The sequence below is a fragment of the Paraburkholderia sp. DD10 genome, from assembly GCF_049177125.1.
In the GTDB taxonomy this organism is placed as follows: Bacteria; Pseudomonadota; Gammaproteobacteria; order Burkholderiales; family Burkholderiaceae; genus Paraburkholderia; species Paraburkholderia terricola.
Genome location: NZ_CP185392.1, coordinates 1,685,023 through 1,710,591, shown reverse-complemented (window position 1 = coordinate 1,710,591; position 25,569 = coordinate 1,685,023). Strand labels below are relative to the sequence as shown.

At 64.7% G+C, this 25,569-nt stretch carries 27 protein-coding genes; 12 read left to right on the top strand and 15 right to left on the bottom strand.

What is annotated here, in order from left to right; all coding sequences use genetic code 11:
* Positions 1 to 30 precede the first annotated feature (30 nt).
* From ACOCG7_RS07800 to ACOCG7_RS07785, 4 genes are all read right to left on the bottom strand, one after another.
* Complete coding sequence (locus ACOCG7_RS07800) at positions 31 to 1,050, bottom strand: class I fructose-bisphosphate aldolase (protein WP_083082402.1); 1,020 nt, start codon at positions 1,048 to 1,050, stop codon at positions 31 to 33.
* 119 nt (positions 1,051 to 1,169) lie between these two features.
* Positions 1,170 to 1,589: a secondary thiamine-phosphate synthase enzyme YjbQ gene (locus ACOCG7_RS07795; RefSeq protein ID WP_421375010.1), complete on the bottom strand. Its 420-nt coding sequence runs from the start codon at positions 1,587 to 1,589 to the stop codon at positions 1,170 to 1,172.
* Between the two features lie 62 nt (positions 1,590 to 1,651).
* Complete coding sequence (locus ACOCG7_RS07790) at positions 1,652 to 1,972, bottom strand: thioredoxin family protein (RefSeq protein ID WP_073428408.1); 321 nt, start codon at positions 1,970 to 1,972, stop codon at positions 1,652 to 1,654.
* Positions 1,973 to 2,067: 95 nt separating this feature from the next.
* A complete protein-coding gene (locus tag ACOCG7_RS07785; RefSeq protein ID WP_421375008.1) occupies positions 2,068 to 2,217 on the bottom strand; it encodes a hypothetical protein in 150 nt (49 codons plus the stop codon).
* An 82-nt stretch (positions 2,218 to 2,299) separates the two neighbouring features.
* On the opposite strand from ACOCG7_RS07785, the gene ACOCG7_RS07780 reads away from it, so the two are divergent.
* The 4 genes from ACOCG7_RS07780 (at position 2,300) to ACOCG7_RS07765 (ending at position 5,115) form a co-directional block, all read left to right on the top strand.
* Complete coding sequence (locus ACOCG7_RS07780; protein ID WP_073428407.1) at positions 2,300 to 2,641, top strand: DUF2628 domain-containing protein; 342 nt, start codon at positions 2,300 to 2,302, stop codon at positions 2,639 to 2,641.
* Positions 2,642 to 2,888: 247 nt separating this feature from the next.
* Positions 2,889 to 4,211, top strand: coding sequence for a sugar efflux transporter (locus ACOCG7_RS07775; RefSeq protein ID WP_310120659.1), 1,323 nt, complete (start codon positions 2,889 to 2,891; stop codon positions 4,209 to 4,211).
* A gap of 31 nt (positions 4,212 to 4,242) precedes the next feature.
* Entirely contained in the window at positions 4,243 to 4,395 is a 153-nt protein-coding gene (locus tag ACOCG7_RS07770) for a hypothetical protein (protein WP_159442550.1), read from the top strand.
* Between the two features lie 27 nt (positions 4,396 to 4,422).
* The gene (locus ACOCG7_RS07765) at positions 4,423 to 5,115 is read left to right on the top strand and encodes an HAD family hydrolase (protein WP_421375005.1); all 693 of its coding nucleotides are present in this window, start codon (positions 4,423 to 4,425) and stop codon (positions 5,113 to 5,115) included.
* A gap of 61 nt (positions 5,116 to 5,176) precedes the next feature.
* Here the strand turns inward: ACOCG7_RS07765 and ACOCG7_RS07760 are convergent, their stop codons facing one another.
* Positions 5,177 to 5,719 (bottom strand): ankyrin repeat domain-containing protein, encoded by a 543-nt coding sequence (locus ACOCG7_RS07760; protein ID WP_090518726.1) that lies wholly within the window; start codon positions 5,717 to 5,719, stop codon positions 5,177 to 5,179.
* Positions 5,720 to 6,013: 294 nt separating this feature from the next.
* On the opposite strand from ACOCG7_RS07760, the gene ACOCG7_RS07755 reads away from it, so the two are divergent.
* The 4 genes from ACOCG7_RS07755 to ACOCG7_RS07740 all read left to right on the top strand — a co-directional run bounded on the left by ACOCG7_RS07755 (position 6,014) and on the right by ACOCG7_RS07740 (position 11,552).
* Complete coding sequence (locus tag ACOCG7_RS07755; RefSeq protein WP_421375003.1) at positions 6,014 to 6,715, top strand: PAAR domain-containing protein; 702 nt, start codon at positions 6,014 to 6,016, stop codon at positions 6,713 to 6,715.
* A 559-nt stretch (positions 6,716 to 7,274) separates the two neighbouring features.
* The gene (locus ACOCG7_RS07750; RefSeq protein ID WP_421375001.1) at positions 7,275 to 9,668 is read left to right on the top strand and encodes a phosphoketolase; all 2,394 of its coding nucleotides are present in this window, start codon (positions 7,275 to 7,277) and stop codon (positions 9,666 to 9,668) included.
* A gap of 12 nt (positions 9,669 to 9,680) precedes the next feature.
* Positions 9,681 to 10,838 carry an acetate/propionate family kinase gene (locus tag ACOCG7_RS07745; protein WP_421375000.1) on the top strand — a complete coding sequence of 386 codons (1,158 nt, stop codon included), beginning with the start codon at positions 9,681 to 9,683 and terminating at the stop codon, positions 10,836 to 10,838.
* A gap of 81 nt (positions 10,839 to 10,919) precedes the next feature.
* Positions 10,920 to 11,552 (top strand): LysE family translocator, encoded by a 633-nt coding sequence (locus tag ACOCG7_RS07740; protein WP_073428399.1) that lies wholly within the window; start codon positions 10,920 to 10,922, stop codon positions 11,550 to 11,552.
* A gap of 82 nt (positions 11,553 to 11,634) precedes the next feature.
* On the opposite strand, the gene ACOCG7_RS07735 is transcribed toward ACOCG7_RS07740, so the two are convergent.
* Positions 11,635 to 12,162, bottom strand: a complete 528-nt coding sequence (locus ACOCG7_RS07735) for a GNAT family N-acetyltransferase (RefSeq protein ID WP_073428398.1) — start codon at positions 12,160 to 12,162, stop codon at positions 11,635 to 11,637.
* Between the two features lie 6 nt (positions 12,163 to 12,168).
* Positions 12,169 to 12,741 carry a helix-turn-helix domain-containing protein gene (locus tag ACOCG7_RS07730; protein WP_421374999.1) on the bottom strand — a complete coding sequence of 191 codons (573 nt, stop codon included), beginning with the start codon at positions 12,739 to 12,741 and terminating at the stop codon, positions 12,169 to 12,171.
* Between the two features lie 226 nt (positions 12,742 to 12,967).
* Here ACOCG7_RS07730 and ACOCG7_RS07725 point away from each other — a divergent pair, with 226 nt between their 5' ends.
* Positions 12,968 to 13,672, top strand: coding sequence for a YceH family protein (locus tag ACOCG7_RS07725; protein WP_421377555.1), 705 nt, complete (start codon positions 12,968 to 12,970; stop codon positions 13,670 to 13,672).
* 11 nt (positions 13,673 to 13,683) lie between these two features.
* On the opposite strand, the gene ACOCG7_RS07720 is transcribed toward ACOCG7_RS07725, so the two are convergent.
* The 6 genes from ACOCG7_RS07720 to ACOCG7_RS07695 form a co-directional block, all read right to left on the bottom strand.
* Positions 13,684 to 14,202: an SLATT domain-containing protein gene (locus ACOCG7_RS07720; protein WP_073428395.1), complete on the bottom strand. Its 519-nt coding sequence runs from the start codon at positions 14,200 to 14,202 to the stop codon at positions 13,684 to 13,686.
* Positions 14,203 to 14,276: 74 nt separating this feature from the next.
* The gene (locus ACOCG7_RS07715; RefSeq protein WP_421377553.1) at positions 14,277 to 15,548 is read right to left on the bottom strand and encodes an acyl-CoA dehydrogenase family protein; all 1,272 of its coding nucleotides are present in this window, start codon (positions 15,546 to 15,548) and stop codon (positions 14,277 to 14,279) included.
* A 143-nt stretch (positions 15,549 to 15,691) separates the two neighbouring features.
* Positions 15,692 to 16,597, bottom strand: a complete 906-nt coding sequence (locus ACOCG7_RS07710; protein WP_421377551.1) for an ABC transporter permease — start codon at positions 16,595 to 16,597, stop codon at positions 15,692 to 15,694.
* Positions 16,598 to 16,599: 2 nt separating this feature from the next.
* Positions 16,600 to 17,514: an ABC transporter permease gene (locus ACOCG7_RS07705; RefSeq protein ID WP_310120638.1), complete on the bottom strand. Its 915-nt coding sequence runs from the start codon at positions 17,512 to 17,514 to the stop codon at positions 16,600 to 16,602.
* Positions 17,515 to 17,535: 21 nt separating this feature from the next.
* Positions 17,536 to 18,831, bottom strand: coding sequence for an ABC transporter substrate-binding protein (locus tag ACOCG7_RS07700; RefSeq protein WP_154873261.1), 1,296 nt, complete (start codon positions 18,829 to 18,831; stop codon positions 17,536 to 17,538).
* A 123-nt stretch (positions 18,832 to 18,954) separates the two neighbouring features.
* Complete coding sequence (locus ACOCG7_RS07695) at positions 18,955 to 20,013, bottom strand: ABC transporter ATP-binding protein (protein ID WP_073428490.1); 1,059 nt, start codon at positions 20,011 to 20,013, stop codon at positions 18,955 to 18,957.
* A gap of 316 nt (positions 20,014 to 20,329) precedes the next feature.
* Between ACOCG7_RS07695 and ACOCG7_RS07690 the strand changes: the two genes are divergently transcribed.
* Genes ACOCG7_RS07690 through ACOCG7_RS07680 form a run of 3 tightly spaced genes read left to right on the top strand, consistent with a single transcriptional unit; the run spans position 20,330 to position 22,625 of the window.
* Positions 20,330 to 21,295, top strand: a complete 966-nt coding sequence (locus tag ACOCG7_RS07690) for a polysaccharide deacetylase family protein (RefSeq protein WP_421377547.1) — start codon at positions 20,330 to 20,332, stop codon at positions 21,293 to 21,295.
* Positions 21,292 to 22,026 (top strand): GntR family transcriptional regulator, encoded by a 735-nt coding sequence (locus ACOCG7_RS07685; protein WP_421377545.1) that lies wholly within the window; start codon positions 21,292 to 21,294, stop codon positions 22,024 to 22,026. Before ACOCG7_RS07690 ends, ACOCG7_RS07685 begins: the two co-directional genes overlap by 4 nt.
* A gap of 8 nt (positions 22,027 to 22,034) precedes the next feature.
* Positions 22,035 to 22,625, top strand: a complete 591-nt coding sequence (locus tag ACOCG7_RS07680) for a flavin reductase family protein (protein ID WP_421377543.1) — start codon at positions 22,035 to 22,037, stop codon at positions 22,623 to 22,625.
* Positions 22,626 to 22,670: 45 nt separating this feature from the next.
* Here ACOCG7_RS07680 and ACOCG7_RS07675 read toward each other — a convergent pair whose 3' ends face one another.
* Both ACOCG7_RS07675 and ACOCG7_RS07670 read right to left on the bottom strand, forming a co-directional pair.
* Positions 22,671 to 24,266 carry a gamma-glutamyltransferase family protein gene (locus tag ACOCG7_RS07675; protein WP_421377541.1) on the bottom strand — a complete coding sequence of 532 codons (1,596 nt, stop codon included), beginning with the start codon at positions 24,264 to 24,266 and terminating at the stop codon, positions 22,671 to 22,673.
* A gap of 130 nt (positions 24,267 to 24,396) precedes the next feature.
* Positions 24,397 to 25,440 carry a rod shape-determining protein gene (locus tag ACOCG7_RS07670; RefSeq protein ID WP_073428388.1) on the bottom strand — a complete coding sequence of 348 codons (1,044 nt, stop codon included), beginning with the start codon at positions 25,438 to 25,440 and terminating at the stop codon, positions 24,397 to 24,399.
* Positions 25,441 to 25,569: the final 129 nt, after the last annotated feature.

Here is a 25,569-nt window from a genome sequence, read left to right as displayed (position 1 = left end):
CGGCACCCGGCGCAGCGCCTCGCCGGAAGGCTAGCCCTTTTCCTGCACCGCCTCGTACTTGCCGAGCGCCGCGTCGCGATTCAGACGCGCGCGCTTGAGCAACGCCTGCTGGGCCTCCAGCACCTTGCTCGGATCGCCTCGCCACGCTTGCAGCGGCGGTTCCTGCAACGCGCGGCCATACGAGAAGCTCAGATTCCACGGCAGCGGCCCGAGCCGGTTCATTGCATCGAGGTTGGCGGTGGCTTCTTCCGGGGTTTGCCCGCCCGACAGAAACACGATGCCCGGCACCGCCGACGGCACCGTGCGCTTGAGTATCCGCACGGTGTAGGCGGCGATGTCGCTGACCGGCGACTGCTGCGCGTGCTCGGAGCCGGCGAGCACCATGCTCGGCTTCAGCAGAATGTGTTCGAGCGCCACGCGATGCCGGTGCAGCGCATGAAACACCTCGTGCAGCACGGTCTCGGTGACTTCGGCGCAGCGTTCGATCGAATGGTCGCCGTCCATCAGCACTTCCGGCTCGACGATCGGCACGATGCCGGCTTCCTGCGAGATGGCCGCGTAGCGCGCCAGCGAATCGGCGTTCGCCTCGATCGCGAGGCGGCTCGGCAAGCTCGCCGTGATGTTGTACACCGCGCGCCATTTGGCGAAGCGCGCGCCTTGCCGTTTGTAGTCGACGAAACGCTGGGCGAGGCCGTCGAGACCCTGGGTGATTTCGTCGCCCGGAGCCAGCGCGAGCGGGATCTTGCCCAGGTCGACCTTGATGCCGGGCACGATGCCGTTGGCGGCGGCGAGTTGCGGGAACGGCGTGCCGTCGTCCGCTTTCTGGCCGAGCGTTTCCTCGTAGAGAATCACGCCGCTGATGAATTCGCCGAGGCCCGGCGTGGTAAGCAGCAGGTTGCGATAGGCGCGGCGGTTCTCCTCGCTGGATTCGACGCCGATCGTCTTGAAGCGTTTGGCGATGGTCGGGCCGCTTTCGTCGGCGGCGAGCAGGCCCTTGCCGGGTTGAACCATTGCACTGACGGTGGCTTGCAGTTCGCTACGGGTGTCCATGAGATGTGCTCCCTTTGATCCGGTTCGCGGATGAATCATGCAGCAAACGCAGCTCGAACAACGTTGCCCGCGCCGCTTTATTCGCGCTTTTTTAGCGCTTGATTAGCGCCTCATTAGCCTCATTCGCCGATCAGATGCAGCACGATGTCGCGCGCCTGCGTGTGCCGGCGATGCTCGAACAGATATAAACCCTGCCATGTGCCGAGCACCATCTGCCCGTGCTCGACCGGCACCGTCAACTGCACTTGCGTGAGCGCCGTGCGCAGGTGGGCGGGCATGTCGTCGGGGCCCTCGGCGTTGTGTTCGTAACGCCCGGCGTCCTCGGGCGCGAGGCTCGCGAAGTAGCGTTCCAGATCGCGCTGCACCGAGGGGTCGGCGTTTTCCTGGATCAGCAGCGAGGCGGACGTGTGACGGCAAAACAGCGTGAGGAGTCCGGTGCCGATCGACTGCGCGGCGACGAAGCGGCGCGCTTCGTCGGTGAATTCGACGAGCCCGCGGTTGCGGGCCTTGACGCTCAGGTGGTGGAGGGCTTGTCGCATGATGGGCAGGCGATGCTGCGGGTGGGTTCTTCAGTGGGTTCGATCGACGCGACGCGCCCGGTTCATAGCGACGCGAATGCTTGCGCGATCTCCGTGGCGCTGGTCGGACGCACGACGCGCGCGACTTCGACGCCGTCGCGCATGAAAATCAGCGTGGGCCAGAGCTTGATCTTGAACGAGCGCCCGAGCGGCCGGCCGGGGCCGTCCTCGATCTTGAGATGCCTGACGCCGGCATGCGGCTCGAACGCCTTGGCAATCGACGCTTGCGCGCCCTGGCAGTAGCCGCACCAGTCCGTGCCGAATTCGATCACCGTGGCGCCCGGCAGGGCGTCGAGTTCGGCTCGCGAGGGGGCGCGGGTGGAATAGGCGGTTCGTGTTGCCATGCTTGCTCCGAAGCTCGTTGATCCGCGCGGGCGCTGTTTCCGCTGCCAGGGAAGCGCCCGCGCGTGGGTTGGCGCGTGGTTGGATAAGGCATCTGTCAAGAGTAGCAGCTATGCTCGGGATCGTCAGCGAGGCCGCGCTTGCCGCGTTGAGTGTCGGGGCGCGGTGTCGGGCGGCTTGCGGTGGGACGCGTGGGCGCGAGAATGTGATGCACACTTGCGGTCTTGCCGACGCGGCGTGTGAACATGGTCAACTCGGATGGTCAACTCGGATGATCCACTCGCGCGGTCCACTCGCCGTTAGCGGTCACGAAGGATTCAGGAAGGCAAATGCAAGAAAGGATTTATCTGCGCCATCCGGGCAAGGACGAAACCGTCGCGGTCGCGACCGGCTTCAGTTGGGGCGCGTTGTTGCTCGGTTTCGTGTGGGCCTTGTCGAAGAGAATGTGGTTCGCCTCGTTCGTCATGTTCGGGATCAGCACGGTGCTGTTCTTCGCGGGGCTGTGGGGTGAAACGGCCGGCTTGATCGGGCTGGTGCTGTCGGTCGTGTTCGGCGTGGCGTGCGGCGCCTATGGCAATGAGTGGCACCGCCGGACGCTGGAGCGGCGCGGCTACACGCTTCTGCAAGACGCGGGCGGGGACCGGATATCGCCAGGCGCCAGGCATTCGTGACGCTCATGCCGGGTTCCACCTCGCCGGCGATTGCAAGGCCGCGGCGCAACCATGCGTTCAACGCGCGGCAAGTCGCTCACGCCGCCTCCACCGTTCGCCGATCAGCGCATGAAATATAAGTTGGGATGCGGCGACGCGGGTTTACGCGAGCGCGGCCTCGGCCGATAATGCCCCGGTCGTTCCGGCCACGAAGTCGGCGGCGCACGTCGCGCCCGCAGGCTCTCTTTCCCTGACCCCACCGCCCCCTGTGTTGAAAACCTCCCGTTTTTTCGACCTGCTGCGCATTCCCGGCTTCAAGCCGCTCGCCGCCGCCACGCTGATGCTCGGGGTGGCGATGTCCTTCACCGCTCCGTATCTGTCGCTGTTCGGCGTCGAGCGCGCCGACATGACGCCGTTCAGGCTCGGCGTATTCATGACGCTGATCGCGGCAAGCGGGGTGCTCGCCAGCACCTTCGCCGGCCGCTGGAGCGATGCGAGCGGACGGCATCGGCCGCTCTTGCTGGCGGCGCTCGTGGCCGCCGCGCTCGGCTATCTGTGTCTGTGCGTGGTGCGTGACTACCGGTTGCTGCTGGTGGTCGGCATCGTCTTTATCGGCGCGGGCGGCTCGGCCATCTCGATGGTGTTTTCGTTCAGCCGCGCAGCCTTGCCCGTGCCGGATGCGGCGGAACGCGCGTTCGCCAGCGCGACCTTGCGGACCATCCTGTCGGCGGCGTGGGTGTTCGGCCCGTCAGTGGGCGCGCTGGTGCTCGCCGGCACCGGCTTTTATGGGCTGTTCCTGTTCGCCGCCGCCAGTTTCGCGGCCTGCGCGGTCATCGTCTGGCGCATGCGGGAGCCGCAAGGCCATCTGGGCGATCACACGGTGGAAGACACGGCCTCGGAGCCGTCGGCTTCCATTACCGTGCCGCCGCTGACCACGCCCGGCGAAGAGGCGCATGAGCACCTGCCCGGCGTCGCGTCGCCGAACGATATTCGCCGCGCGGTGGCCGCGCTCACGCTGCTCGGCCTCGCCGCGAACGCCACCATGATCGTGCTGCCGCTTTACATCGTGCACGGCCTTGAGGGCACGCACCTGGACGTGTCGATCATGCTCGGCCTCGGCGCGTTGATGGAAATTCCGATGATGCTCGCGCTGGGCGCGAAGTCGTCCGCGCTGCACAAGCCCAATTGGCTCGCGGCGTGCGCGGCGGTTCACGCGGCGTATTTCGTCGCGATGTCGCTGGCGGGGAGCGTCCATGTACTGATCCCGATGCAGATTCTCAACGCGTTCGTCGTCGCGGTGACATCGTGCCTCGGCATGACTTACGTGCAGGATCTGATGCCGCAGTCGCCCGGCCGCGCCACCGCGTTGTTCTTCAACGCGGCGCGGGTCGGCTCGATTCTCTCGGGTGTGTTGTCGGGCTTGCTGGTGCAGGCGTTCAGCTATCGCGGCACGTTTCTGATCTGCGGTTTGCTGGCGCTGTGCGCGCTGGTGCTGTTCGCAGTGCCGGGTTATCGCTATCCGCTGATGTGGCGCGCGCTGCGGCGCATCGCGCGCGAGCAGTACGGCAGGGTGCAGGCGCGGCGGCAATAGCGCGCCGCTGGGGTGGCCGATGAGCCGGGCGATGTCAGGTTCGCTGCACGGGCGCTGCAACGCTGCTAACTTTTGTCCTGTGCGCGAGGCGGACTTCGCGAACCGCGTGCTGTCGGCGATGCGGCATGACTTCGGCGGCCACCTCGAGAAAGCGGCCACGCCCGACGGCGGGCCGGAGATCTGACTGACAGCGCCAACCTGGAGAATCGCGATGCAAGCCACTCAAGCCGCGCCGCACGACGTCGTGTTCCTGTTCGACTGCGACAACACCTTGCTCGACAACGATCATGTGCTGACGGATTTGCGCGCGCACATGATGCGCGAATTCGGCGCGGAGAACAGCGCGCAGTACTGGGAAATTTTCGAGGACTTGCGCGCCGAGCTCGGCTATGCCGACTACCTGGGCGCGTTGCAGCGTTACAGGATGGGGCATCCGCGGGATACGCGCCTGCTGTTGATGTCGTCGTTCCTGATCGACTATCCATTTGCGAACCGGCTGTATCCCGGCGCATTGGATGCGCTTCGGAATCTGGCGAAACATGGGCCCACGGTGATTCTCTCCGACGGCGACGTGGTGTTCCAGCCGCGCAAGATCGCCCGTTCGGGCCTATGGGAAGAGGTCGAGGGCCGCGTGCTGATTTACGTCCATAAGGAGCAGATGCTCGATCAGGTGATGGCGTGTTATCCGGCGCGCCGCTATGTGATGGTGGACGACAAATTGCGGATTCTCGCGGCCATGAAAAAGGCGTGGGGCGCGGAATTGACCACGGTGTTTCCCCGCCAGGGCCACTATGCTTTCGATCCGAAAGAGATTGCGAATAATCCGCCGGCCGATGTGACGATAGAAAAGATCGGCGAATTGGCGGAGATCGATGTGGCGTCGCTGATGGGCGCGAAAGGGTAGCGGGCAGGGGTTGGTTTCCGGACGCCGATCCTTACACCAACCCCGGCGCGCAACGCAACCCTCAGGAACCCAGTTCCTTCAAGCGCGCTTGCGCGTCTCGTGCGCCCATCCTGCCCGCCGCATCCGTGGCCGTCACGCCGTTGGCGTCGCGGGCCTGCGGGTTCGCGCCGTGCGCAATCAGCAAGTCCATGATCGCCGTGCGATTGAACATCGCGGCGACCATCAGCGCGGTGCGGCCGTCCGGCGACGCGCCTTCCACGTCCGCGCCATGCGCGAGCAAGGTTTCGATCACCGCATCGAAGCCCTTGAATGCGGCGCCCGCGATCGGCGTCTGCCCGTTGTCGTTGCGCAGATTCGGATCGGCGCCGAGTTCGAGCAGCGTGCGCACGGCATCCACATGACCGTGGTAGCTCGCGAGCATGACGAGGCTGTCGCCTTTATCGTTGCGCAGGTTCGGCGGCACGCCTTTTTCGATCACGGCGGCGAGCATGGTGGCGTCGCCGCGCCGCGCAAGGTCGAAGACTTCATGCGCCAGTTCGAGCAACTCGGGATCGAGTTGCGGTTTCGCGGACGGGGAAGGTTCAGTGCGGTCCGTCAATGGCATCTCCTTTCAGTCGGCGCGCGTCATGCGCGCAGGGAATCTCAGCCAGCATACACATTCCGTGCCCCGCATGCATGCGCATGCCCGCGCGCACCCAATTCACCATATCGGATTTGTCGCACGTCAATTGAATGCGCGCGCGATGCAATACGCATGATTCGTGCCGTTTTTCATACTTGTCCGATATGAGGACGGCTTGCTTCCACCGAGGATTTCGGGCCAGCGGAGAGAAACCGCTCTATCGCGCCGGTCGTGATTTCAGCCCGGTTGCGCTGCACCTTTCGTGGAGGGATGGAGATGTCGGACAGACGGGAACCTGAAGGCACGAGGTACGCATTCGCCACCATTGGCGCGCGTACCGGGCGCGGCGGCTATGTCACTTGCGCGTCGTCGGAGAGGGTTATTGGCGGGCTTCAGGTGGCGCTGGTCGGCGATATCGTCAGCTATCGCGACGGTAGCGAAGCTGTCGTTATCGATGGCTCGGGCTCGCTCGGGTCAGACGGCGATCGCTGTTTCGCGCTTGTGGGCAGCCGCCTGAGCAACGGCGACAGGATCGTATCCACTCCGTGGGACGATGGCGAGTCGGGCCTGTTCGTCGGCGCGAATGAAACACCCGAGGGGCTGTTCGATCCATCGTATATTCCGCCGTCTCATCGGCCAGGTTTGCGTCTTGCGCTTTGTGGATCGACTACCGCGCGCGGCGGCGTGCTGCGAGAGCCGGGCGGCGAATGGAATGTGGACGGTGCGCGGGTGAAGGTCGGCGTGATCGGCGACCGCGTGCAGTATGCGGACGGAACCACCGCGCGAGTCGTTAGCGGGCTCGCGATGCGAACCGATCCAGAACTCGCCCGATTCGCGTATGTGGGTAGCGTGCTCGATAACGGCGACGCCATCACCGATAGTCCCGAGCGCAAGGGAGCCGCGAGTCCGGAAAGTTTCGAGGTTGTTACTGACGCGCGGATGCGAGAGCGGGGGCTCGATCAAAGCGAGGTCGCATGATCCGCGCATTGAGTGGTATCGCTGGTTAAGCAGCGCTCCATTCACAAGCTTGCAGAATTCTCTACCCATGAATGGATAGGGAGCGCAGCCGCTAGCCGGCGGCGCCGGAGACCTCAACCAGCACAAACATGCTGCGCCGCCGCACCTCAAAACGCATCCCTACCCACCACCAAACACCTTAACCAGCAATCCAAAGATGCCGACCAAAACAGCGAGACCCGTGCACAACAGCACGAGCGAGAGAACAACGATCAGGGGCGTCTTGAAGCGGCTGGGAGTCGACATGGTGAGGTTGATATGAAAGGCGAACAATGCGGAATACGCCAGATGCGGTCCGCCGTCGCGCATTCAGCATGAGGAGCTTAAACACATTCGCTTAATATGGTCTTAATACTCGCACAATGCCTGCGGCGACGCATGCACGGCGCGCATGCATAACACGCGCACCCGGAGCCAGATCAAGCTTTGCGCGATTGCATCGAACGCTGACGCACGCCGCCTGTCACACCGCTGCCGCATCCGCTAACCTGCCTGAGAGTCCCTTTCGAGGAGTCACGTCATGGCCGAAGCAACCTCCCGTCCCACGCCGCCGCAAACCTTGGACCCGAACACGTTGCGCAACATGGACCGCTACTGGCGCGCCTGCAACTACCTTTCGGCCGGCATGATCTATCTGCGCGACAATCCGCTGCTGCGCGAACCGCTCAAACCCGAACACATCAAGAACCGCCTGCTGGGCCATTGGGGCTCGGACCCTGGGCAGAGTTTCCTGCTGGTGCATCTGAACCGGCTGATCAACAAGCTGGATCTCGACATGATCTACGTGGCCGGTCCCGGTCACGGCGCACCGGCCACGCTGGCGCATAGTTATCTGGAGGGCCATTACGCCGAAATCTACCCCGACCGCAGCGAGGACGAAGCCGGCATGCGGCGCTTCTTCCGGCAGTTCTCGTTCCCGGGCGGCATCGGCTCGCACTGCACGCCGGAAACGCCAGGCTCGATTCATGAAGGCGGCGAACTCGGCTACAGCCTGTCGCACGGTTACGGCGCCGCGTTCGACAATCCCGATCTGATCGTCGCGGTGATGATCGGCGACGGCGAGGCCGAAACCGGCCCGCTCGCCACCGCGTGGCATTCGAACAAATTCCTCAACCCGATCCGCGACGGCGCGGTGCTGCCGGTTCTGCATCTGAACGGCTACAAGATCGCCAATCCGACCATTCTCGCGCGCATTCCCCGCGAGGAACTCGAAGCCTTGCTCACCGGCTACGGCCACAAACCGTATTTCGTCGAGGGCGACGATCCCGACTCCATGCATCAGCACATGGCGGCGACGCTCGATCAATGCATCGGCGAGATTCGCGCGATTCAGCAGCACGCGCGTGAAACCAACGACGCATCGCGCCCGCGCTGGCCGATGATCGTGCTGCGTTCGCCGAAAGGCTGGACCGGTCCGAAGGAAGTGGACGGCCACAAGGTGGAAGGCTCGTGGCGCGCGCATCAGGTGCCGGTGCTCGATCCGGTCACGAACGGCAAGAGCCTGAAACTGGTCGAGGAGTGGCTGCGTAGTTACGAGCCCGAGTCGCTATTCGACGAAAGCGGGCGTCTGGTGAAAGAGTTGCGTGAGCTCGCGCCCAAGGGCGCGCGCCGCATCAGCGCCAATCCGCATGCGAACGGCGGCTTGCTGAGCAAGGCGCTCGATCTGCCGCCGTTTCGCGACTATGCGGTGGCCGTGAAAAAACCGGGCGGCGCCTACACCTCGCCCACCGACGCGCTCGGCAAGTTTCTGCGCGACGTGATGCGCCACAACATGACGAACTTCCGCGTGTTCGGGCCCGACGAAACCGCGAGCAACAAGCTGACGGCGATCTACGACGCGTCGGCGAAAACCTGGCTCGCGGAGAGCGAGCCGAACGACGCAGACGGCGGCGCGCTCGCGCCGGACGGCCGCGTGATGGAAATGCTCAGCGAGCACACGCTCGAAGGCTGGTTCGAGGGTTACGTGCTGACCGGCCGGCACGGCTTGTTCGCCACCTACGAGGCGTTCGTGCACGTGATCGATTCCATGTTCAACCAGCACGCCAAGTGGCTGGAAAAGTCGAAGCGCGAGCTTCGCTGGCGCCAGCCGGTGCCGTCGATCAATCTGCTGATCACGTCGCTCGTATGGCGCCAGGATCACAACGGCTTCACGCATCAGGACCCCGGCTTTCTCGACGTCGTCACCAATAAAAGCCCGGACGTCGTGCGCATTTATCTGCCGCCGGACGCCAACTGCCTGTTGAGCGTCGCCGATCATTGCCTGCGTTCGCGCGACTACGTCAACGTGATCGTGGCCGACAAGCAGCCGCATTTGCAGTATCTCGACATGGACGCCGCCGTCACGCATTGCACCAAGGGCATCGGCATCTGGAACTGGGCGTCGACCGATCAGGGCGCCGAGCCCGACGTGGTGGTCGCCTGCGCCGGCGACATCGCCACGATGGAAGCGCTCGCCGCCGTGCAGCTTCTGAAGGAGCGCTTCGCCGATCTGAAGATCCGCTTCGTCAACGTGGTCGATCTGTTTCGCCTGATGCCCGAGCATGCGCATCCGCACGGCCTCAGCAATCGCGATTTCGATTCGCTGTTCACCACCAGCAAGCCGGTGATTTTCAACTTTCATTCGTATGCGTCGCTCGTGCACAAGCTCACGTATAACCGCACCAATCACGACAATCTGCACGTGCACGGCTATCACGAGAAGGGCAACATCAATACGCCGCTCGAACTGGCGATCATCAATCAGGTGGACCGTTTCTCGCTCGCGATCGACGTGATCGACCGCGTGCCGAAGCTGCGCGGCGTCGGCGATCATGCGAAGGAATGGCTGCGCGGGCAGATCATCGAGCATCTCGCTCATGCGCATGCCGAGGGTATCGACAAGGAAGAAATCAGCAACTGGACGTGGCGAAGCTGAGCGAGGTCTGTCATGAACACGCGAGATCATCCGGGCCACGCGCCGATTCTGGTGCTGAACAGCGGTTCGTCGTCGCTGAAGTTCGGGCTCTTCACGCCCTCGGGCGACGACGAAGCCTTGCTGCTGGAAGGCAGCGCCGAAGGCATCGGCCGGCGCGACGGCAGCTTGCGCATCAAGTCGCCCGACGGCCGCGTGCTGGCGCAGCAGGCGCACGTGCTGGAGTCGCAAACCGATGCGCTGCAAAAGCTCGCCACCGTGCTCGCGCAGCAGAACCACGCGCGGCCCGCGGCGGTGGGGCACCGGGTCGTGCATGGCGGGCCGCATCTGCGCACGCATCAGCGCCTGACGGCGCAAGTGCGCCAGCGCTTGCAGGATGCGGTGCACTTTGCGCCGCTGCATATCCCGCCCGCGCTCGGCTTGATCGACGAAGCAGCGAAGATTTTCGGCGACGCGCCGCATTTCGCCTGCTTCGATACGGCGTTTCACGCGACGCTGCCGCCGCTTGCCGCACAGCTCGCATTGCCGCGCCGTTATGCGGCGGCGGGCGTGATTCGCTACGGCTTTCACGGTCTGTCGTATGAATCGCTGGTGACGCGCCTCGGTTCGGACTTGCCGGCGCGCGCCGTGTTCGCGCATCTGGGCAACGGGTCGAGCGTATGCGCGCTGCGCGACGGCAAATCGGTCGATACGTCGATGGGTATGACGCCGACGGGCGGCGTACCGATGGGCACGCGCAGCGGCGACCTCGACCCGGGCGTGCTGCTGTATCTGATGCGCGTGGAGAAGCTCGATGCCGACGCGCTGGAAACGCTCCTGAATCGCCACAGCGGACTCGCCGGTTACGCGGACGGCGAGAGCGACATGCAGGCGCTCGAAAAACGCGCCGCGGCCGGCGATGCGAATGCGGCGCTTGCGCTCGACGCGTTCGCCACCGCCGTGCGCAAGACGATCGGCGCTTATGCGGCGTTGCTCGGCGGCATCGATCTGCTGGTGTTTACCGGGGGGATCGGCGAGCACAGTGACGAGATTCGCAAACGCGTATGCGACGGGCTGTCGTTCCTCGGACTCGCCGAAGGCGATCCGGCAGGCAAGGTGAGGGCGATTCATACCGAGGAAGAAAAGCAGATCGCGCGGCATTGCCGGGCACTGCTGCAAGCGGATTCGGGCTGATTCGCCTGCAAGCTTGAATCCGCCACATCGGCTATATTTGGCGGCATTGTCCGACTCACAACAATCGCCCAGGAGAATGCCGTGCCCACCGCCGCAACGCTGCTCGCTTTCGCTCTCGTCTCGTTCGGCATGGTGCTGACGCCTGGGCCGAACATGATCTACCTGATCTCCCGATCGCTCTGCCAGGGGCGGCGCGCGGGGCTGGTCTCGCTCGGCGGCGTGGCGCTCGGCTACGTGTTCTACATGTTCTGCGCGGCGTTCGGCATTACCGCGTTGCTGTTGACGGTGCCGTACGCCTATGACGCGTTGCGTTTCGGCGGCGCGCTCTACCTGCTGTATCTGGCGTGGCAGGCGGTCAAGCCCGGCGGCCGTTCGCCGTTCCAGGTGCGCGATCTGCCGCACGACAGCAGCCGCAAGCTGTTTACGATGGGCCTCGTCACGAACCTCGCGAATCCGAAGATCGCGGTGATGTATCTGTCGCTGCTGCCGCAATTCATTTCGCCGGGACACGGCAGCGTGCTGACGCAATCGATCGCGCTCGGCTGCGTGCAGATCGTCATCGCGGTGACGGTGAATGCGCTGATCGCGAGCATGGCCGGATCGATTGCCGGGTTTCTCGCGGGGCGGCCGTTTTGGCTGCAAGTGCAGCGCTGGCTGATGGGCACGGTGCTGGCCGGTCTCGCGGTGCGCATCGCGCTCGATCCGCGGCGCTGAGCGAAGAGAGCGTTGCGCGCGATAGCCATGGCGTGATGTCGTTCGACCTCGCCATCGACACCCTGTCACGCTCAACCCGCGGCTATAGCGCCTTATACATGATGGTGGTCGAATCGAATCCATCGTCATGCGGTGCGCGCGCATAAGCCGGGATCACACCCACCGTCTGATAACCCAGCGCCGCATAAAGCGGCTCGGCACTGTCGCCGGTGCGGGTATCGAGCGTGAGCAGGCTGCGTTCGAGTCGCCGCGCGTGGCTTTCCAGTTCCATCATCAGCGCTCTCGCGACACCTCGGCGGCGAAATGCGGGGTGGACCAGCAGCTTGCGCACTTCCGCGCGATGACGCTGATTCGGCATCGTGTCGTAATCCAGTTGCACGGTGCCGGCAATCGCATCGCCCAGCCGCGCGACGAACAACTTCAGTCCGCCCGCCCGCAGCGACGGCAATACCTTGCCGCTCCAGAACGCCTCGCTTTCCTCGACGCCATACGGCAACACAAAACCGATGCTGGCTCCGTCATGCACACAGGCACGCAGCAGCGCGCCGAGTTCGGGAAGATGGCGAACGAGGTCGTCGGCGGAAAGGGACGTGATGGTAATAGCGCTCATGCAGGCTCACACGATGAAGAGGAGGTAGTGCGCGGCGCTATGCGCGGGCGTCACGAATGCGCTCGGGCCGAACAGTTGATAACGCAGACAGTCGCCCGGTTCGAGATCATGGCTCTGGCCGTCGACGGTGATTTGCAATTGCCCTTCGAGCAAAATCAGATGATGTTCAAGCCCGGGCCGCGGCGACGCGTCGTAGTCGATGCGCACGCCCGCGTCGAGTTCGCATTCCAGCGCTTCGCCGCTCAGCGCTTGCGCAGGCGGCGACACTGAACGGCGCCGGAAGCCCACGCTGGCGTCGGTCCACAGCGGCTGCGCGGCGCGCGGCACGAGCGCCGCGAAGTCTTCTTCCACCATGTGCATGAGGCGCGACATCGGCAGGCCATACGCTACGCAGAGTTTGCCGAGCACGCTCGCGGTGGGGCTCACGGCGGCGTTTTCGAGGCGCGAGAGCGTCGCGCGGCTCACGTTGCTCAGCTTCGCGAGATCGTCGAGCGACCAGTTGCGCTCGGCGCGCAGCCCGCGAAGACGCTGGGCGATGCGGCGGTCGATGGCGTTGTCTTCGGTGGCGTCTGTTTCCATATCCGGGAAAGTATCTCTAATATGAGACGAAGTCAACGCGCCAAAATCGTCTCTGCCGCCAATTCCGTCCGCGTCGGCCCGCACGATCCGCTCACCTGCGATTCGTCCACCGCGAACCGCCGGGCCGTTTATCATGATGCCCACCAACCAGAAATCGCCGCCCGGCTGTGCGACTGTCAGGCACATCATCCACGAGACCCGGCGACTCATGCCGCAACATCCATTTATGAACACCACTCCCGACGCTCCTTCCCGTCCCCCCATCCGCGCGTTGACCTTGCTCGAGGGGCGCGTGCTTGGCGTACTCGTCGAAAAACAGCACACCGTGCCGGACAGCTATCCGCTGTCGCTGAATGCGTTGACCTTGGGCTGCAACCAGAAGACCGGCCGCGCGCCGGTCATGAACGCAACGGAAGCCGAAGTGCTGACCGCCGTCGACGGCTTGAAGCGGCTAAGCCTCGTGATGGAAGGCAGCAGCAGCCGCGTGCCGCGCTTCGAGCACAACATGAACCGCGTGCTGGGGCTGCCGAGTCAATCGGCTGCGTTGCTGACCACCTTGCTGCTGCGCGGTCCGCAAACCGCGGCGGAGTTGCGCCTGAACAGCGCGCGCTTGCATGGTTTCGCCGACATCTCGTCGGTGGAAGCATTTCTCGACGAACTCGCCGCGAACGATCCGCCGCGCGTGGTGAAGCTGGCCCGCACGCCGGGCGAGCGCGAGAACCGCTGGACGCATCTGCTGTGCGGCGAGGTGAGCGCGAGCGAGCTGGCGCAGCCGGGCGATGAGGACGACATGGTGCCGCTCTCCGCGTTGGAAGCCGTGAAAGCCGAGCAGAAGCGGCTCGCCGACGAAGTGAACCGGCTTCAGACGGTAGTGCGGCGCATGGCGGCCGAGTTGGGCATCAACGTGGACGATCTCGGCGGCAGCGCCTGAGAACGAGGCTGTCACGCATCGCGGCTTCGCTGCGAGTCGGTGGCGAGCGTTCGCTGCGTGCGATAAAACACGCGCGGCGGCACGTTCGGTGAATCTTCGGCGAGCCGGTCGAGTTCCTCGCGTATCGCGGCCAGATAGTGGCCGTTGCGCGCGTCGGCGTCGCCTGCGAAGACGGCTTCCAGTTTGCGCCGCACCGCGCCATAGCGCGCACCGGCGGCGCGATGCTTCTCCGCGCGCTCGGCGTATTTGAGGAACGTTTGCAGCGCGGCGGAGACCGCGGCCGTCACGCTCACGAGGCCCACGACGATTCTGAGCGCCGGCGACACGGCCGTCGAATTCAACGATGCAAATACCGCCGTGCCCACGAAGGCGGTCAACGCGGTCACCAGCCAGCCCATCGTGCGCTCACGCGCGGAGAGCAGGTCGGCCATGTCGTAATGGCTCATCTGCGATTCGCGCGCGCGCCGGATCCACTTCAGCAAAAGCTGTTCTTCATCGACCGGAGGCTCGTAGGCGGGCAGGGTCTTCATGTCGCTCGTCAGGGCTGTTGATTCCGCAAGCTTAGCGCATGCGCTCGACGCCGCGCCACATGAACCGTGCCGCGCTATCGCCCCGACACCGCCTGCCGCGCCACGCCGAAGCGCTCCTCATGCGCGCGCCCGTTCAGATAAAAATCACCGATCGCGGCCTCGCGAATGATCGCCGGATTGTGCGACGCCAGCACCCGCGCGTTGCGCCAGTAGCGGTCGAAGCGGCGCGTCTCGCTGGTGGCCGATGCGCCGCCCACTTCGAACAGCAGCGTGGCGGCTTGCAACGTCTGCTCGATCACGATCTGCTGCGCCTGAAAGGTCTGAATGTCGAGGCGGATGTAGGTCGCTTCGTCGGTGCGGCCCTCCTGCCGCGCGGCCGAGACTTCGTCGAGCGCGCGCGCGAGCGACGTGCTGATGCTCTGCGTCGAATAAGCGAGGCTCGCGAGGCGGCCCACCACGCGATGCACCAGCGGATTCTCACGCGGACTCGACTCGCCCGGAATGCCGAAGGTCCGCGTCTTGCCTTGCGTGAACGCCACGGCATCGCGCAGCGCCGCCCGGCTGATACCCGCGAGGTTCGCGACATGCAGCGCCTGGTAATACGCGGTGAGCAGGCTGTTGCGGCGCGGCTCCGCGGCGTTGAAGCGCCGGTAGAGATTCTCCGGCGCGACCGGCACATGGTCGAAACGCGCTGTGCCGCTGCCGGTGAGACGCTGGCCGAAACCGTCCCAATCGTCGATGCGGGCGAGACCCGGCGCGTCCGACTTCACGAGTACGCGCACGTCGCTTTGTCCGTCGTGCGCGGTGACGTCCACCCAATCGGCGTACAGCGTGCCGGTGGTGTAGTACTTCTCGCCGTCGAGATGCCACGCACCGTCGGCTTGCGTGAGGCGCACGCTGTTGTTGGTGACGCCGGTGCGCTCGGACACCGCGCCGCCGACGATCTGGCCTTGCGCGATACGCGAGAGCCAGCGGTCGCGCAGCGGTTCGTCGCCGCTTTCCAGCAGCGATTCGATGAAGCCGCCATGCACGCGCAGGATCTGCGGGAGATTCGAATCCGCCTCGCCGAGACGCGTGACCAGCGCGAGGAATTCGGTGAGCGAGACGCCTTCGCCGCCATACTCCTTGGGCACACGCAGCCTGGTATACCCGGCTTCACGCAGCCATTCCACGGGCGCGTAGGCGAGTTCGCGCTTCTGCTCACGTTCCACGGCGCCCTGCGCAATGCGCTCGAATACGGCCGCGAATCTGGGCGCAAAGCGCCGCGTCAAATGATCTTCGTCGAACAGTTGCGCGGCGTCGGCGATAGTGTGAGTCGGACCGTCGTGCGTCTCCGATGCTGACATGCGTTCTCCAATGCTAGGCGCGCGCGAGGCGCAATCAGAGAACGGTACGGGACGAGCCGCTTGCCTTGCAACGAAGTATTTGGCCGATTCTTAGAACAGGCGGTGAAATGGTTTTTGGGTTTTTGCATCCGCGGATACGCGGGCTATTTCATTCCCGCGACCGCGCGCCTGCGTGCCAGTAACCGCACCGAAATCAGACACACCGCCATCACCGTCAGAGAGAGCACCGTGGTCATCGTGCCGAGCGCGTAAATGACCGGCGTGGTCACCGAAGTCGTGAGGCCTTGAAGTTCGAGCGGCAACGTATTCTGATCGCCGATCGCCTGCGAGGTGCGGGCAATTTCGTCCCAGGAGAGCGTGAAGCCGAACATCGCCACGCCCACCACCGAAGGTCCGATGATCGGCAGCACCACATGCCGGAAACTCTGCCACGGCGTCGCGCCCAGATCGCGCGACGCTTCTTCGTAAGCGGGATTGAAACGGTTGAACACCGCGAACATCACCAGCAAACCGAACGGCAGTGTCCACGTCAAATGCGCGCCGAGCGCGGAAGAAAACAGGCCCATCGAGGTCGTGTAGCTGTCGGCAAACGACTGATAGCCCCACGCGGTGGCGAGATACTTCGCGCCGTTATCGAGCAGCCGGAACGTCAAGCCGATGCCGAGCGAAACGATAATGGACGGCATGATCAAACTGGCGACGGATACATAAAACACGGCCGTATCGCCGCGAAAGCGCCGGCGAAACGCCAATCCCGCGGCAACGGAAAACACCACGGTCAGCATCGTGACGGCGAGCGCAAGCCGCACCGAGCGCCCGAACGCGGCCCAGATGTCGATGTCGCCCACACCGTCGCGCAGCACCGCGAACCAGTGCAGCGAAACCCCGCGCATCGGAAACGTGAGCCCGCCCTCGGGCCCCTGAAACGACAGAATGAAAATCGTGATCACCGGCCCGTACAGAAACAGCACGAACAGGCCGAACAGCAGCGCGAGCCAATAGAAACTGGCCGGACGATGTTCCCGATGTTTGAGCCGAACCATCTGCATCCTCACAGCTCCTTGCGGATATCGACCACCCGCGTCAAAGCCCACACGATCATCAGCACCACCGCCAGCAGAATGATCGCGTTGGCCGCCGCGGCGGGAAACTGCAGGTAGCCGGTCTGCACCTGAATGATCTTGCCGACCGACGCGATCTGCTGGCCGCCCATCACGCCGACGGTCAGGAAGTCGCCCATCACGATCGTGATCACGAAGATCGAGCCGATCACGATGCCGGTTTTCGAAAGCGGCAGCACCACGTTGCGCACCACCTGCCAGCCGCTCGCGCCGGCATCGCGCGCGGCTTCGAGCAGCGACCGGTCGATGCGCATCATCGCGTTGAAGATCGGCACGATCATGAAGAACGTGTACAGATGCACGAACGCCAGCACCACCGAGAAGTTCGAATACAGCAGCCATTCGAGCGGCTGATCGATCACATGCGCGCCGAGCAGCGCCTGATTGACGAGGCCGTTGCGGCCGAGCAGCGGCATCCACGAAATCATGCGGATCACGTTCGAGGTCCAGAACGGAATCGTGCAGACGAGGAACAGCACCGTCTGCATGCTCGTCGTGCGCACATGAAACGCGAGGAAATAAGCGATCGAAAAACCGAGCAGCAAGGTTGTGGCCCACACGATCGCGCAGAACCTGAGCGTCGACCAATAGGTCTTGAAGGTCACGCACAGGTCGGTCATCGACGAACAGCCGTTGAAAATCGCCGCGTAGTTCTTCAGCGTGAACGCGGGGATGATCTGATACTCGTTGAAGTCCCAGAAGCTGACGATCAACGTGATGACGAGCGGCACAATGAAGAACAGCAGGAAGGTCAGCGAGAGCGGCGTGGCCTGCAGCCACGCCGGCGCGCGCCGGTGCTTGACGGGCTCGTCCTGCGCGCGCGAGGGAAGGTCGATCGTTGCCATGAGGAGGTGTCTATCTCTTCATCAGGCCGCGATGAACTCGTTCCACTTCTGAACCATGTAGATGTTCTCGTCCATCACCGCGTTCCAGCACGCAATCGCGCCCATGCGCTGGGTGTACGAGCCGCCGTCGCGCACGGCGCCGGCTTTTTCGAGCAACTGGCCGTCCGGCGCCTTGATGTCTTTGGCCGCCGCCTTGCCTTCGATCCAGTAGTCCCACTCATACGGCTGCATGTGCGCTTTCGCGGTTTCGAGCACGCCCGAGTAATAGCCCTGGCGCATCAGGTAGGCGCCCGCCCAGCCATTCTGGAACCAGTTGACGAACTCATAGGCGGCGTCGAGCTTCTTGCCTTGCAGCGAGCGCGGAAAACCAAAACCCGACGCCCATGAGCGATAGCCTTCCTTGAGCGGCTGGAACTTGCAGGCCACGCCCATCGTGCGCACCTTCGTCACGGCCGGCGACCACATCGACTGAATCACCACCTCGCCGGACGCCATCAGGTTCACGCTTTCGTTGAAGTCTTTCCAGAACGCGCGGAACTGGCCCGCGCGCTTGGCTTCGATCAGGATCTTGATGGTCTGGTCGATCTCGGCCTTGGTCATGTTGCCCTTGTCGCCGTATTTCACATGACCCATCGCCTCGATCGCCATGGCCGAATCCATGATGCCGATCGCGGGAATGTTCAGAAGCGCGGCCTTGCCCTTGAACTGCGGATTGAGCAGTTCGGCCCAACTGTCGATCGGCCGCTTGATGAGGTCGGGGCGAATGCCGAGCGTGTCCGCGTTATACGTGGTGGGGATCAGCGTCATCCATTCGGTGGGCGTCGCGGAGAATTCGGTGGAGCGCGGGCCGGTCAGGAACATGACCTTTTTCGGCGCGGTGCCCTGGTCGCCGATCTTCTTGCCGTTCACTTCGCCACGCGTGAGCACGGGTGTGATCTTGTCGGCGAGCTTGATGCGCTTCGCGTCCATGCCCGCGAGCGTGCCGGCCGGAATCAGCTTCTTGAGCGCGAAATATTCGGTGTCGACGATATCGAACGAGTTGGGCTGCGTGATGATGCGCTTGGCGACGTCGTCGGTGGTCACGGGCACGTATTGAATCTCGATGCCGGTGTCCTCCTTGAATTTCCGCGCGATGTCGGCGCTCTGATTGACCGCCGTGCCGAGATAGCGCAACGTGATCTTTTCCTGCGCATGCACGTAGGGGAAGCCGGCAATGCCGGCCGCCGCCACCGCGCCCTTGATGAACGTGCGGCGCGACAGGCCTGTTTCCTTGACATCCACTGCGGCCGCTGCCGGGCTCTCGTTCGCTTCACTCATTGCTTTCTCCTCAGTTGACGTTCGCTTGTCGTTTGCCTGTCGTGCGCTTGTGGTGCGCTTGTCGTTTGCTTGTGGTTCCCGATCGGACGTTGTTCGCCGCGTCGCGGCGCTGCGGCTCGATGCTCATGCCGCCAGCGGATGCGCGTCCTTTTCGTTCCACCACACCACCACGCGCGCCTGCGGCCCGAGCCGCGCCGGGTCATAGTCGCCGTCGCTCACGAGCGAGACCAGTTCGGGCGAACCGTCGAGCGGATCGAGCGTCATGCGCAAATGCGTGCCCTGGTACTCCGCTTCGCGCACCGTGCAGGGCACGCCGCCGATGCGAGCCAGGCCGCCGTCGCTGCTCGCCGCCTGCACCGGCGTCACGCCATGCGGCACGACCCGCAGATGATCGGCGCGCACGGTGAACAAGCGGCCATTGGTGTTGAAGACGTTGTGACCGCCGAGAAAACGCGCGACGAATTCGGTGCGCGGACGGTTGAATACTTCATGCGGCGTACCGCTCTGTTCGATGCGGCCGTGGCTCATCACGACGACGAGATCGGCCAGCGCCATCGCTTCTTCCTGCGAATGCGTGACGTGCACGAACGTGATGCCGAGTTCTTTCTGCCAGCGCTTGAGTTCGGCGCGCATCTGCACACGCAGGAACGGGTCGAGCGCGGAGAGCGGTTCGTCGAGCAGCAGGCAGCCGGGCTGATTCAGCAACGCACGCGCGAGCGCCACGCGTTGCTGCTGGCCGCCGGAGAGTTGCGCCGGCTTGCGTTCGGCATACGCGGACATCGCGACCAGTTCGAGCAATTCGCCCGCGCGCTTGCGGCGCACGTCCTTCGCGACGCCGCGCATCTTCAGGCTGAACGCCACGTTGTCGAGCGCGTTCAGATGCGGAAACAGCGCATAGTTCTGAAACACCATCGCGGTGCCGCGGGCCGCGGGTTCCGCGCGCGTGACATTGCGGCCCGCGATCAGAATGTCGCCTTCGCTGACGGATTCATGCCCGGCGATCATGCGTAGCGTCGAGGTCTTGCCGCAGCCCGATGGGCCCAGCAGGCAGCAGTACTGGCCGCCCGCAATGCGCAGATCGATCGCGTCGACGGCGAGCGCGTCGCCGTATTGCTTCGACACGTGCACGAGTTCGATGTCGGCGGCCTTGGTTTCGAGCACGGTCGAAGCAGGTTGACTCATGAAGGCGGTGTCCTCATAAACGGCGCGGAGCAGGCAAGCGTCGACGCGACGCGGGGCCCTAAGCGAAGCCATGCAAATGCAAGACATGTGCCATCCGTTGCCCCGGCGCGCGCGTCGATTGCAAACGCGCGGTGCGCCTAACGTCTACGAGTTGGCTCACATATTGCACACGATCCGCGGCGTCGATCGTTAGCGATCGGCGGGATTGTTTTGCGCGATCACGGTGCGTCTTCGGTCCGTCGCGGGGCATGAACCGGCCAAGCCGGTTCATCCGTGGCGCGCCGCGTCGCTTTTCGTCATCCCTCGGCTTCTTCAAATGAACGACACACGGAATGTGCCCGCAGCCGCGAGCCGCGCGCATCGCTTGCTTGCCACGCACGGCCGCTTTGCCTACCGGCCGATCACCGACAGCGACGCGTTCCGCTGGCCCGGCGGCAGCGGACTCGCGGTGTATCTGGGCTTCAACCTGGAGCATTTTGCTTTCGGCGGAGGGCTCGGCGCCGCGCTCGGCCCAGTCTCGCCGCAACCCGATGTGCTCAACCATAGCTGGCGCGAGTACGGCAATCGGGTGGGCGCGTGGCGCTGCATCGAACTGTTCGATCAACTCGATCTGCCCGTGGGCACGCTCATCAACACCGCGCTCTACGATCACTGTCCCGAACTGATCGCGGCTTGCGCGGCGCGCGGCGATGAGTTGATCGGCCACGGCCACACGAACGCGCAGCGCCAGAGCGACCTCGACGAAAGCGGCGAACGCGAGTTGCTTCTGCATTGCCGCGAACGTATCGCGGCAGAATCCGGCATGCCTCCAGACGGCTGGCTCTCACCGTGGATCTCGGAGTCGCATACGACGCCCGACCTGCTCGCCGAAACCGGCTACCGCTACACGCTGAACTGGTGCCACGACGACCGCCCCGTGCGCATGACAACGCGCGGCGCGCCGCTCTGGTCGATTCCGTATCCGCAGGAACTCAACGATTTGCCGATGATGGTGGGCCGTCACATGGATGGCCGCGCGTTCGCCGACATGATCGTCGATCAGTTCGACGAGATGCTCGAACAGGCCAATCGCGGCGCGCAGCCGCAGGCGCTCGTGATGGGCGTCGCGCTGCATCCTTATCTGGTGGGGCAGCCGTATCGCTTGCGGCATTTGCGCCGCGCACTCCAGCATATCGCCGCGGCGCGCAGCACAGGCGACGTCTGGTTCACCACGCCAGGCGCGATCGCGCGGCACATGGATCAACTGGAGCGGGACGGCGCGCTGCGCGCCGCGCTTGCATGAGCGCGAAAGCCGGCGCGGCCGCCGCGAGGAAAGCGCCGAAAGACGACGCGGACGTCGACGCGCGCATCTATCAATCCATCTTCGACGGCGTGCTGAATCATCGTCTGACGCCGGGCACCAAGCTGCCGGAGCCCGAGTTGTGCCACCTGTTCGGCGTGGGCCGCGCGGTGGTGCGGCGCGTGCTGGAAAAGCTCGCGTATGACGGCATCGTCGTGCTGCGTCCGAACAAGGGCGCGGTCATCGCCGAGCCCACGCCGGAGGAAACGCGCGAGATTTTCGAAGCGCGGCGCTCCGTCGAGCGGATGCTGGTCGAGCTCGCGGTGCAGCGCGCGAGCGCAAATGACATCGAGGCGTTGCGCCAGCAACTCGCGAGCGAGCACGAGGCGATGCATCGCTTCGATCAGCCTTCATGGGCGACGCTCGCCAGCGGCTTTCATATGCAGATCGCGGCGCTGGCGGGCAATTCGATTTTGCAGAACTACCTGAGGGAACTGGTCTCGCGCTGCTCGCTGATCCTCGGCGTATATGAACCGCCCGGCAATGCGCCTTGCGAGCACGCGGAACATGCGGCGATCGTCGCTTGCCTGGAAGCGCGCGACGCGGCGGGCGCGATGGCGCATATGGAAGCGCATTTGCGCCACCTCGAAGAGCGCATCGAAACATCGCGGATGCGCGGCGAAAAGAGCCTCGGCCAGTTGCTCGGCATCGCCGGACACGCGACTCGAACCTAGGCACGAACATGGAAATCGATTTCGCAGCGATCACCGAATATCAGCGCTACAAGCTGATGGCGAGCCTGATCGTGCCGCGTCCCATCGCGCTCGTCACCACGCTCGGCGCGGATGGCACCGTCAACGCGGCGCCTTTTTCGATGTTCAACATGCTCGGCGAGGAACCGCCGATCGTGATGATCAGCGTCAATCGCGTGGCCGACGGCACGCTGAAGGACACCGCCGTGAATATCGTGCGCACGGGCGAATTCGTCGTGCATCTCGCGGACGAAGCGATCGCGGAGAAAATGCATCGCTGCGGCGAGCGGTTGCCGCCCAATGTGAGCGAGCTTGCCGCGGTCGGCTTGACGCCGGTGCCGAGCACGCACGTCGCGCCGCCGCGCATCGCCGAAGCGCCGGTGGCCTTCGAATGCACCACGTGGGAAACGCTGGAAACGGCCAGCCGGCAGATTTTCATCGGCCGGGTGCATCGGCTGCATGCACGCGATGAACTGATCGATACCGGGACCTGGCGCGTGCGTTTGCAGCACTACTTTCCGGTGGGCCGCTTCGGCGCGAGCGACTATGTCACGACGCGCGACCGTTTCACGCTGGGTTGAGCCAGCCGGCCCGAAGCCTGAACGCCGCGGTTGCTGGACGCCGAGCTACACGCCGAGCGCGCGCCCGTCGCTGCGCGGATCATGCGCGCCCGAGGCCGATCCATCCGCCTCGATTCGAATCACGCCTGGATGACCCGCCAACGGACTCTGCGCCGCGATCGCACTCACCTCGTGACCGCGCGCGGCGAGCGCCGCGAACACGTCGGCGCCGGCGTCCTCTTCGAGCTTCAACGCGTCGCGCGTATCGGAGAAGGTCTTGCCGAGCAGAAAGCGCGGACGGGCGAGGGCGCTGAGCGGGTCCATGCCGTAATCGATCAGGCGCGTGAGCACCGCGGCCAGCGTTTGCGGCTGACCATCGGCGCCTTGCGTGCCGAACAGCAAGCGCGGGCGGCCGTCTTGCAGATACATGCCCGGATTGAGCGTATGGAACGGCCGCTTGCCGGGCTCGATCACGTTGTGATGCGCGGGGTGCGTGCTGAACGACGCGCCGCGGTTGTGCCACAGAATGCCGGTGTCGCCCGCCACCACGCCGCTGCCCCAGTCGAAATACACCGTTTGCAACACGCTGACGCTGCGGCCGTGGCGGTCGGTCGCGCCGATGAACACGGTGTCGCCCGGACGGAAAACATGCGGCCATGCACGCGCCGCGCGCAGGTCGATCGAGCGCGCGTGCGCGTCGAGCGTGGCCGGCGACAACATGTCGTCGACCGGCACGTCGTTGAACTCCGGGTCGGACACCAAACGGTCGCGATCCACGAACGCGCATTTCACTGCTTCCACCAATAGATGGTAGTAATCGGCGCTGCCTTCGGGAATCGCGCCAAGGTCGAAGCGCGCTAGCGTGCCCATGATCTGCAAGGTGGTCACGCCTTGCGTGGGCGGGCGCAGGCTCACCAGTTCGCCGCCGCGATAGGGCACGCGTAATGGCGCTTCGTCGCGCGCGCGGGTTCTCGCAAGGTCGCTTGCGCTCAATGGCGAACCGGCCTGCTGCAAGCCGCGGGCGATGCGCTCCGCGAGTTCGCCGTTATAGAATTCGCGCGCGCCGAAGCGGGCAATCCGTTCGAGGCTTCGGGCGAGCGCCGGCTGCGCGAAGCGCTCGCCGATCGCGGGAATCACGCCATTCGGGGCGAAGGTCGCCGCGAAGCCGGGCAGCGCGCGCAATTCATCGGCACGCAGGCTTTGCCAGAAATGCTGCGAGGGCGTGACAGGGAAACCCTCGCTTGCATGGCCGAGCGCGCGGTCGAATAGCGACGACCACGACTGCTCGCCACCCCATGCGCTTTTGCTGATCTCGTAAGCCTGTGCCCATGTATCGACGGTGGCCGCCGTGGTGAGCGCCGCTGCCGCGCCGCGCAAGGGAATCGCGCCGGGCGAGGTTGTCTGCGCCGGCAACTCGGCGGCGGCCTGGCCGATGCCCGACAGCGTGCGCAGCATGCCGTCGCCATCGCCGATCACCCAGAAGGCGTCGCCGCCCAGGCCGGTGAAATGCGGATAGGTCACGCAGAGCGCCGCGCCGATCGCAATCGCGGCTTCGATCGCATTGCCGCCCGCGCGCAAGACCTCGCGGCCGGCCTCGCTCGCCAACCCGTGCGGGCTGGTGACCATGCCGCCGTTCGAGCGGGCGAGTTGGGTGTCGGACATCGCTGCTCCGCTGCGGAAATGAAGCGCGAGTGCGCTCGTCGGAGTACGGAGTATAAGTTCGCGCGCGCCGTGGAAAAAATCGGCGCGCGCGAGAGAGATCAGGTTATCGAGGCTGGCCGCCTCGCGGCCTTCACTCGTAAGAGAACGCGCCGCCGAACTTGTCGATGCGTTCGAGCGCCATGCCCGAGCCGCGCACCACGCAGGTCAGCGGCGCTTCGGCGACGAACACCGGCAGGCCGGTTTCCTCGGCGAGCAGCCGGTCCAGATCGCGCAGCAGCGCGCCGCCGCCCGCCAGCATGATGCCGCGCTCGGCGATGTCGGCGCCGAGTTCCGGCGGCGTCTGTTCGAGCGCGATCTTCACGGCGGAGACGATCTGGTTGAGCGGATCGGTCAGCGCTTCGAGCACTTCGTTGCTCGATACCGTGAAGCTGCGCGGAATCCCCTCCGACATGTTGCGCCCCTTGACCTCCATCTCCTTGACTTCGGAGCCGGGAAACGCGGAGCCGATCTGCTTCTTGATCGACTCGGCCGTCTGTTCGCCGATCAGCATGCCGTAGTTGCGGCGAATGTAGTTGACGATCGCGTCGTCGAACTTGTCGCCGCCCACGCGCACGGAGCCTTTATAGACGATGCCGCCGAGCGAGATCACGCCGACCTCGGTGGTGCCGCCGCCGATGTCGACCACCATCGAGCCGGTGGCTTCCGAGACCGGCAAGCCCGCGCCGGTGGCCGCGGCCATCGGCTCCTCGATCAGATACACCTGCGAGGCCCCGGCGCTGTGCGCGGCTTCCTTGATCGCGCGCCGCTCCACCTGGGTCGACCCGCACGGCACGCAGATGACGATGCGCGGCGACGGCGCGAAGACTCGCGATTCATGCGCCATCTGAATGAAGCGCTTGATCATCTGCTGGGTGATGTTGAAGTCGGCGATCACGCCGTCCTTCATCGGGCGGATCGCCTCGATGTTGCCCGGCACCTTGCCGAGCATCTGCTTGGCTTCCTTGCCGACGGCGAGAATGATCTTCTTGCCGTTCGGTCCGCCTTCCTGACGGATCGAGACCACCGAGGGCTCGTCGAGCACGATGCCCTTGCCGCGCATATAGATCAGCGTGTTCGACGTGCCGAGGTCGATGGCGAGGTCGTTGGAAAAATAGCCGCGCAGAAAACCGAACATGCAAATTCCTGTCTCTCGGATGCCGGGCGCGTGAGCGCGCCGCTTGGGGATGCCGCTCATGGACGGCAGGCGACCAGGTGACGGTCGGAAGAGTGGGAAGAATAACAGCTTCGGGTGCGAGCGCCGGTC

Coding starts and splice junctions, on each gene's coding strand:
- ACOCG7_RS07800 (WP_083082402.1), bottom strand. CDS start 1,050: ATGGACACCCGTAGCGAACTGCAAGCCACCGTCAGTGCAATGGTTCAA.
- ACOCG7_RS07795 (WP_421375010.1), bottom strand. CDS start 1,589: ATGCGACAAGCCCTCCACCACCTGAGCGTCAAGGCCCGCAACCGCGGG.
- ACOCG7_RS07790 (WP_073428408.1), bottom strand. CDS start 1,972: ATGGCAACACGAACCGCCTATTCCACCCGCGCCCCCTCGCGAGCCGAA.
- ACOCG7_RS07785 (WP_421375008.1), bottom strand. CDS start 2,217: ATGTTCACACGCCGCGTCGGCAAGACCGCAAGTGTGCATCACATTCTC.
- ACOCG7_RS07780 (WP_073428407.1), top strand. CDS start 2,300: ATGCAAGAAAGGATTTATCTGCGCCATCCGGGCAAGGACGAAACCGTC.
- ACOCG7_RS07770 (WP_159442550.1), top strand. CDS start 4,243: ATGTCAGGTTCGCTGCACGGGCGCTGCAACGCTGCTAACTTTTGTCCT.
- ACOCG7_RS07765 (WP_421375005.1), top strand. CDS start 4,423: ATGCAAGCCACTCAAGCCGCGCCGCACGACGTCGTGTTCCTGTTCGAC.
- ACOCG7_RS07760 (WP_090518726.1), bottom strand. CDS start 5,719: ATGCCATTGACGGACCGCACTGAACCTTCCCCGTCCGCGAAACCGCAA.
- ACOCG7_RS07755 (WP_421375003.1), top strand. CDS start 6,014: ATGTCGGACAGACGGGAACCTGAAGGCACGAGGTACGCATTCGCCACC.
- ACOCG7_RS07750 (WP_421375001.1), top strand. CDS start 7,275: ATGGCCGAAGCAACCTCCCGTCCCACGCCGCCGCAAACCTTGGACCCG.
- ACOCG7_RS07745 (WP_421375000.1), top strand. CDS start 9,681: ATGAACACGCGAGATCATCCGGGCCACGCGCCGATTCTGGTGCTGAAC.
- ACOCG7_RS07735 (WP_073428398.1), bottom strand. CDS start 12,162: ATGAGCGCTATTACCATCACGTCCCTTTCCGCCGACGACCTCGTTCGC.
- ACOCG7_RS07730 (WP_421374999.1), bottom strand. CDS start 12,741: ATGGAAACAGACGCCACCGAAGACAACGCCATCGACCGCCGCATCGCC.
- ACOCG7_RS07725 (WP_421377555.1), top strand. CDS start 12,968: ATGAACACCACTCCCGACGCTCCTTCCCGTCCCCCCATCCGCGCGTTG.
- ACOCG7_RS07720 (WP_073428395.1), bottom strand. CDS start 14,202: ATGAAGACCCTGCCCGCCTACGAGCCTCCGGTCGATGAAGAACAGCTT.
- ACOCG7_RS07715 (WP_421377553.1), bottom strand. CDS start 15,548: ATGTCAGCATCGGAGACGCACGACGGTCCGACTCACACTATCGCCGAC.
- ACOCG7_RS07710 (WP_421377551.1), bottom strand. CDS start 16,597: ATGCAGATGGTTCGGCTCAAACATCGGGAACATCGTCCGGCCAGTTTC.
- ACOCG7_RS07705 (WP_310120638.1), bottom strand. CDS start 17,514: ATGGCAACGATCGACCTTCCCTCGCGCGCGCAGGACGAGCCCGTCAAG.
- ACOCG7_RS07700 (WP_154873261.1), bottom strand. CDS start 18,831: ATGAGTGAAGCGAACGAGAGCCCGGCAGCGGCCGCAGTGGATGTCAAG.
- ACOCG7_RS07695 (WP_073428490.1), bottom strand. CDS start 20,013: ATGAGTCAACCTGCTTCGACCGTGCTCGAAACCAAGGCCGCCGACATC.
- ACOCG7_RS07690 (WP_421377547.1), top strand. CDS start 20,330: ATGAACGACACACGGAATGTGCCCGCAGCCGCGAGCCGCGCGCATCGC.
- ACOCG7_RS07685 (WP_421377545.1), top strand. CDS start 21,292: ATGAGCGCGAAAGCCGGCGCGGCCGCCGCGAGGAAAGCGCCGAAAGAC.
- ACOCG7_RS07680 (WP_421377543.1), top strand. CDS start 22,035: ATGGAAATCGATTTCGCAGCGATCACCGAATATCAGCGCTACAAGCTG.
- ACOCG7_RS07675 (WP_421377541.1), bottom strand. CDS start 24,266: ATGTCCGACACCCAACTCGCCCGCTCGAACGGCGGCATGGTCACCAGC.
- ACOCG7_RS07670 (WP_073428388.1), bottom strand. CDS start 25,440: ATGTTCGGTTTTCTGCGCGGCTATTTTTCCAACGACCTCGCCATCGAC.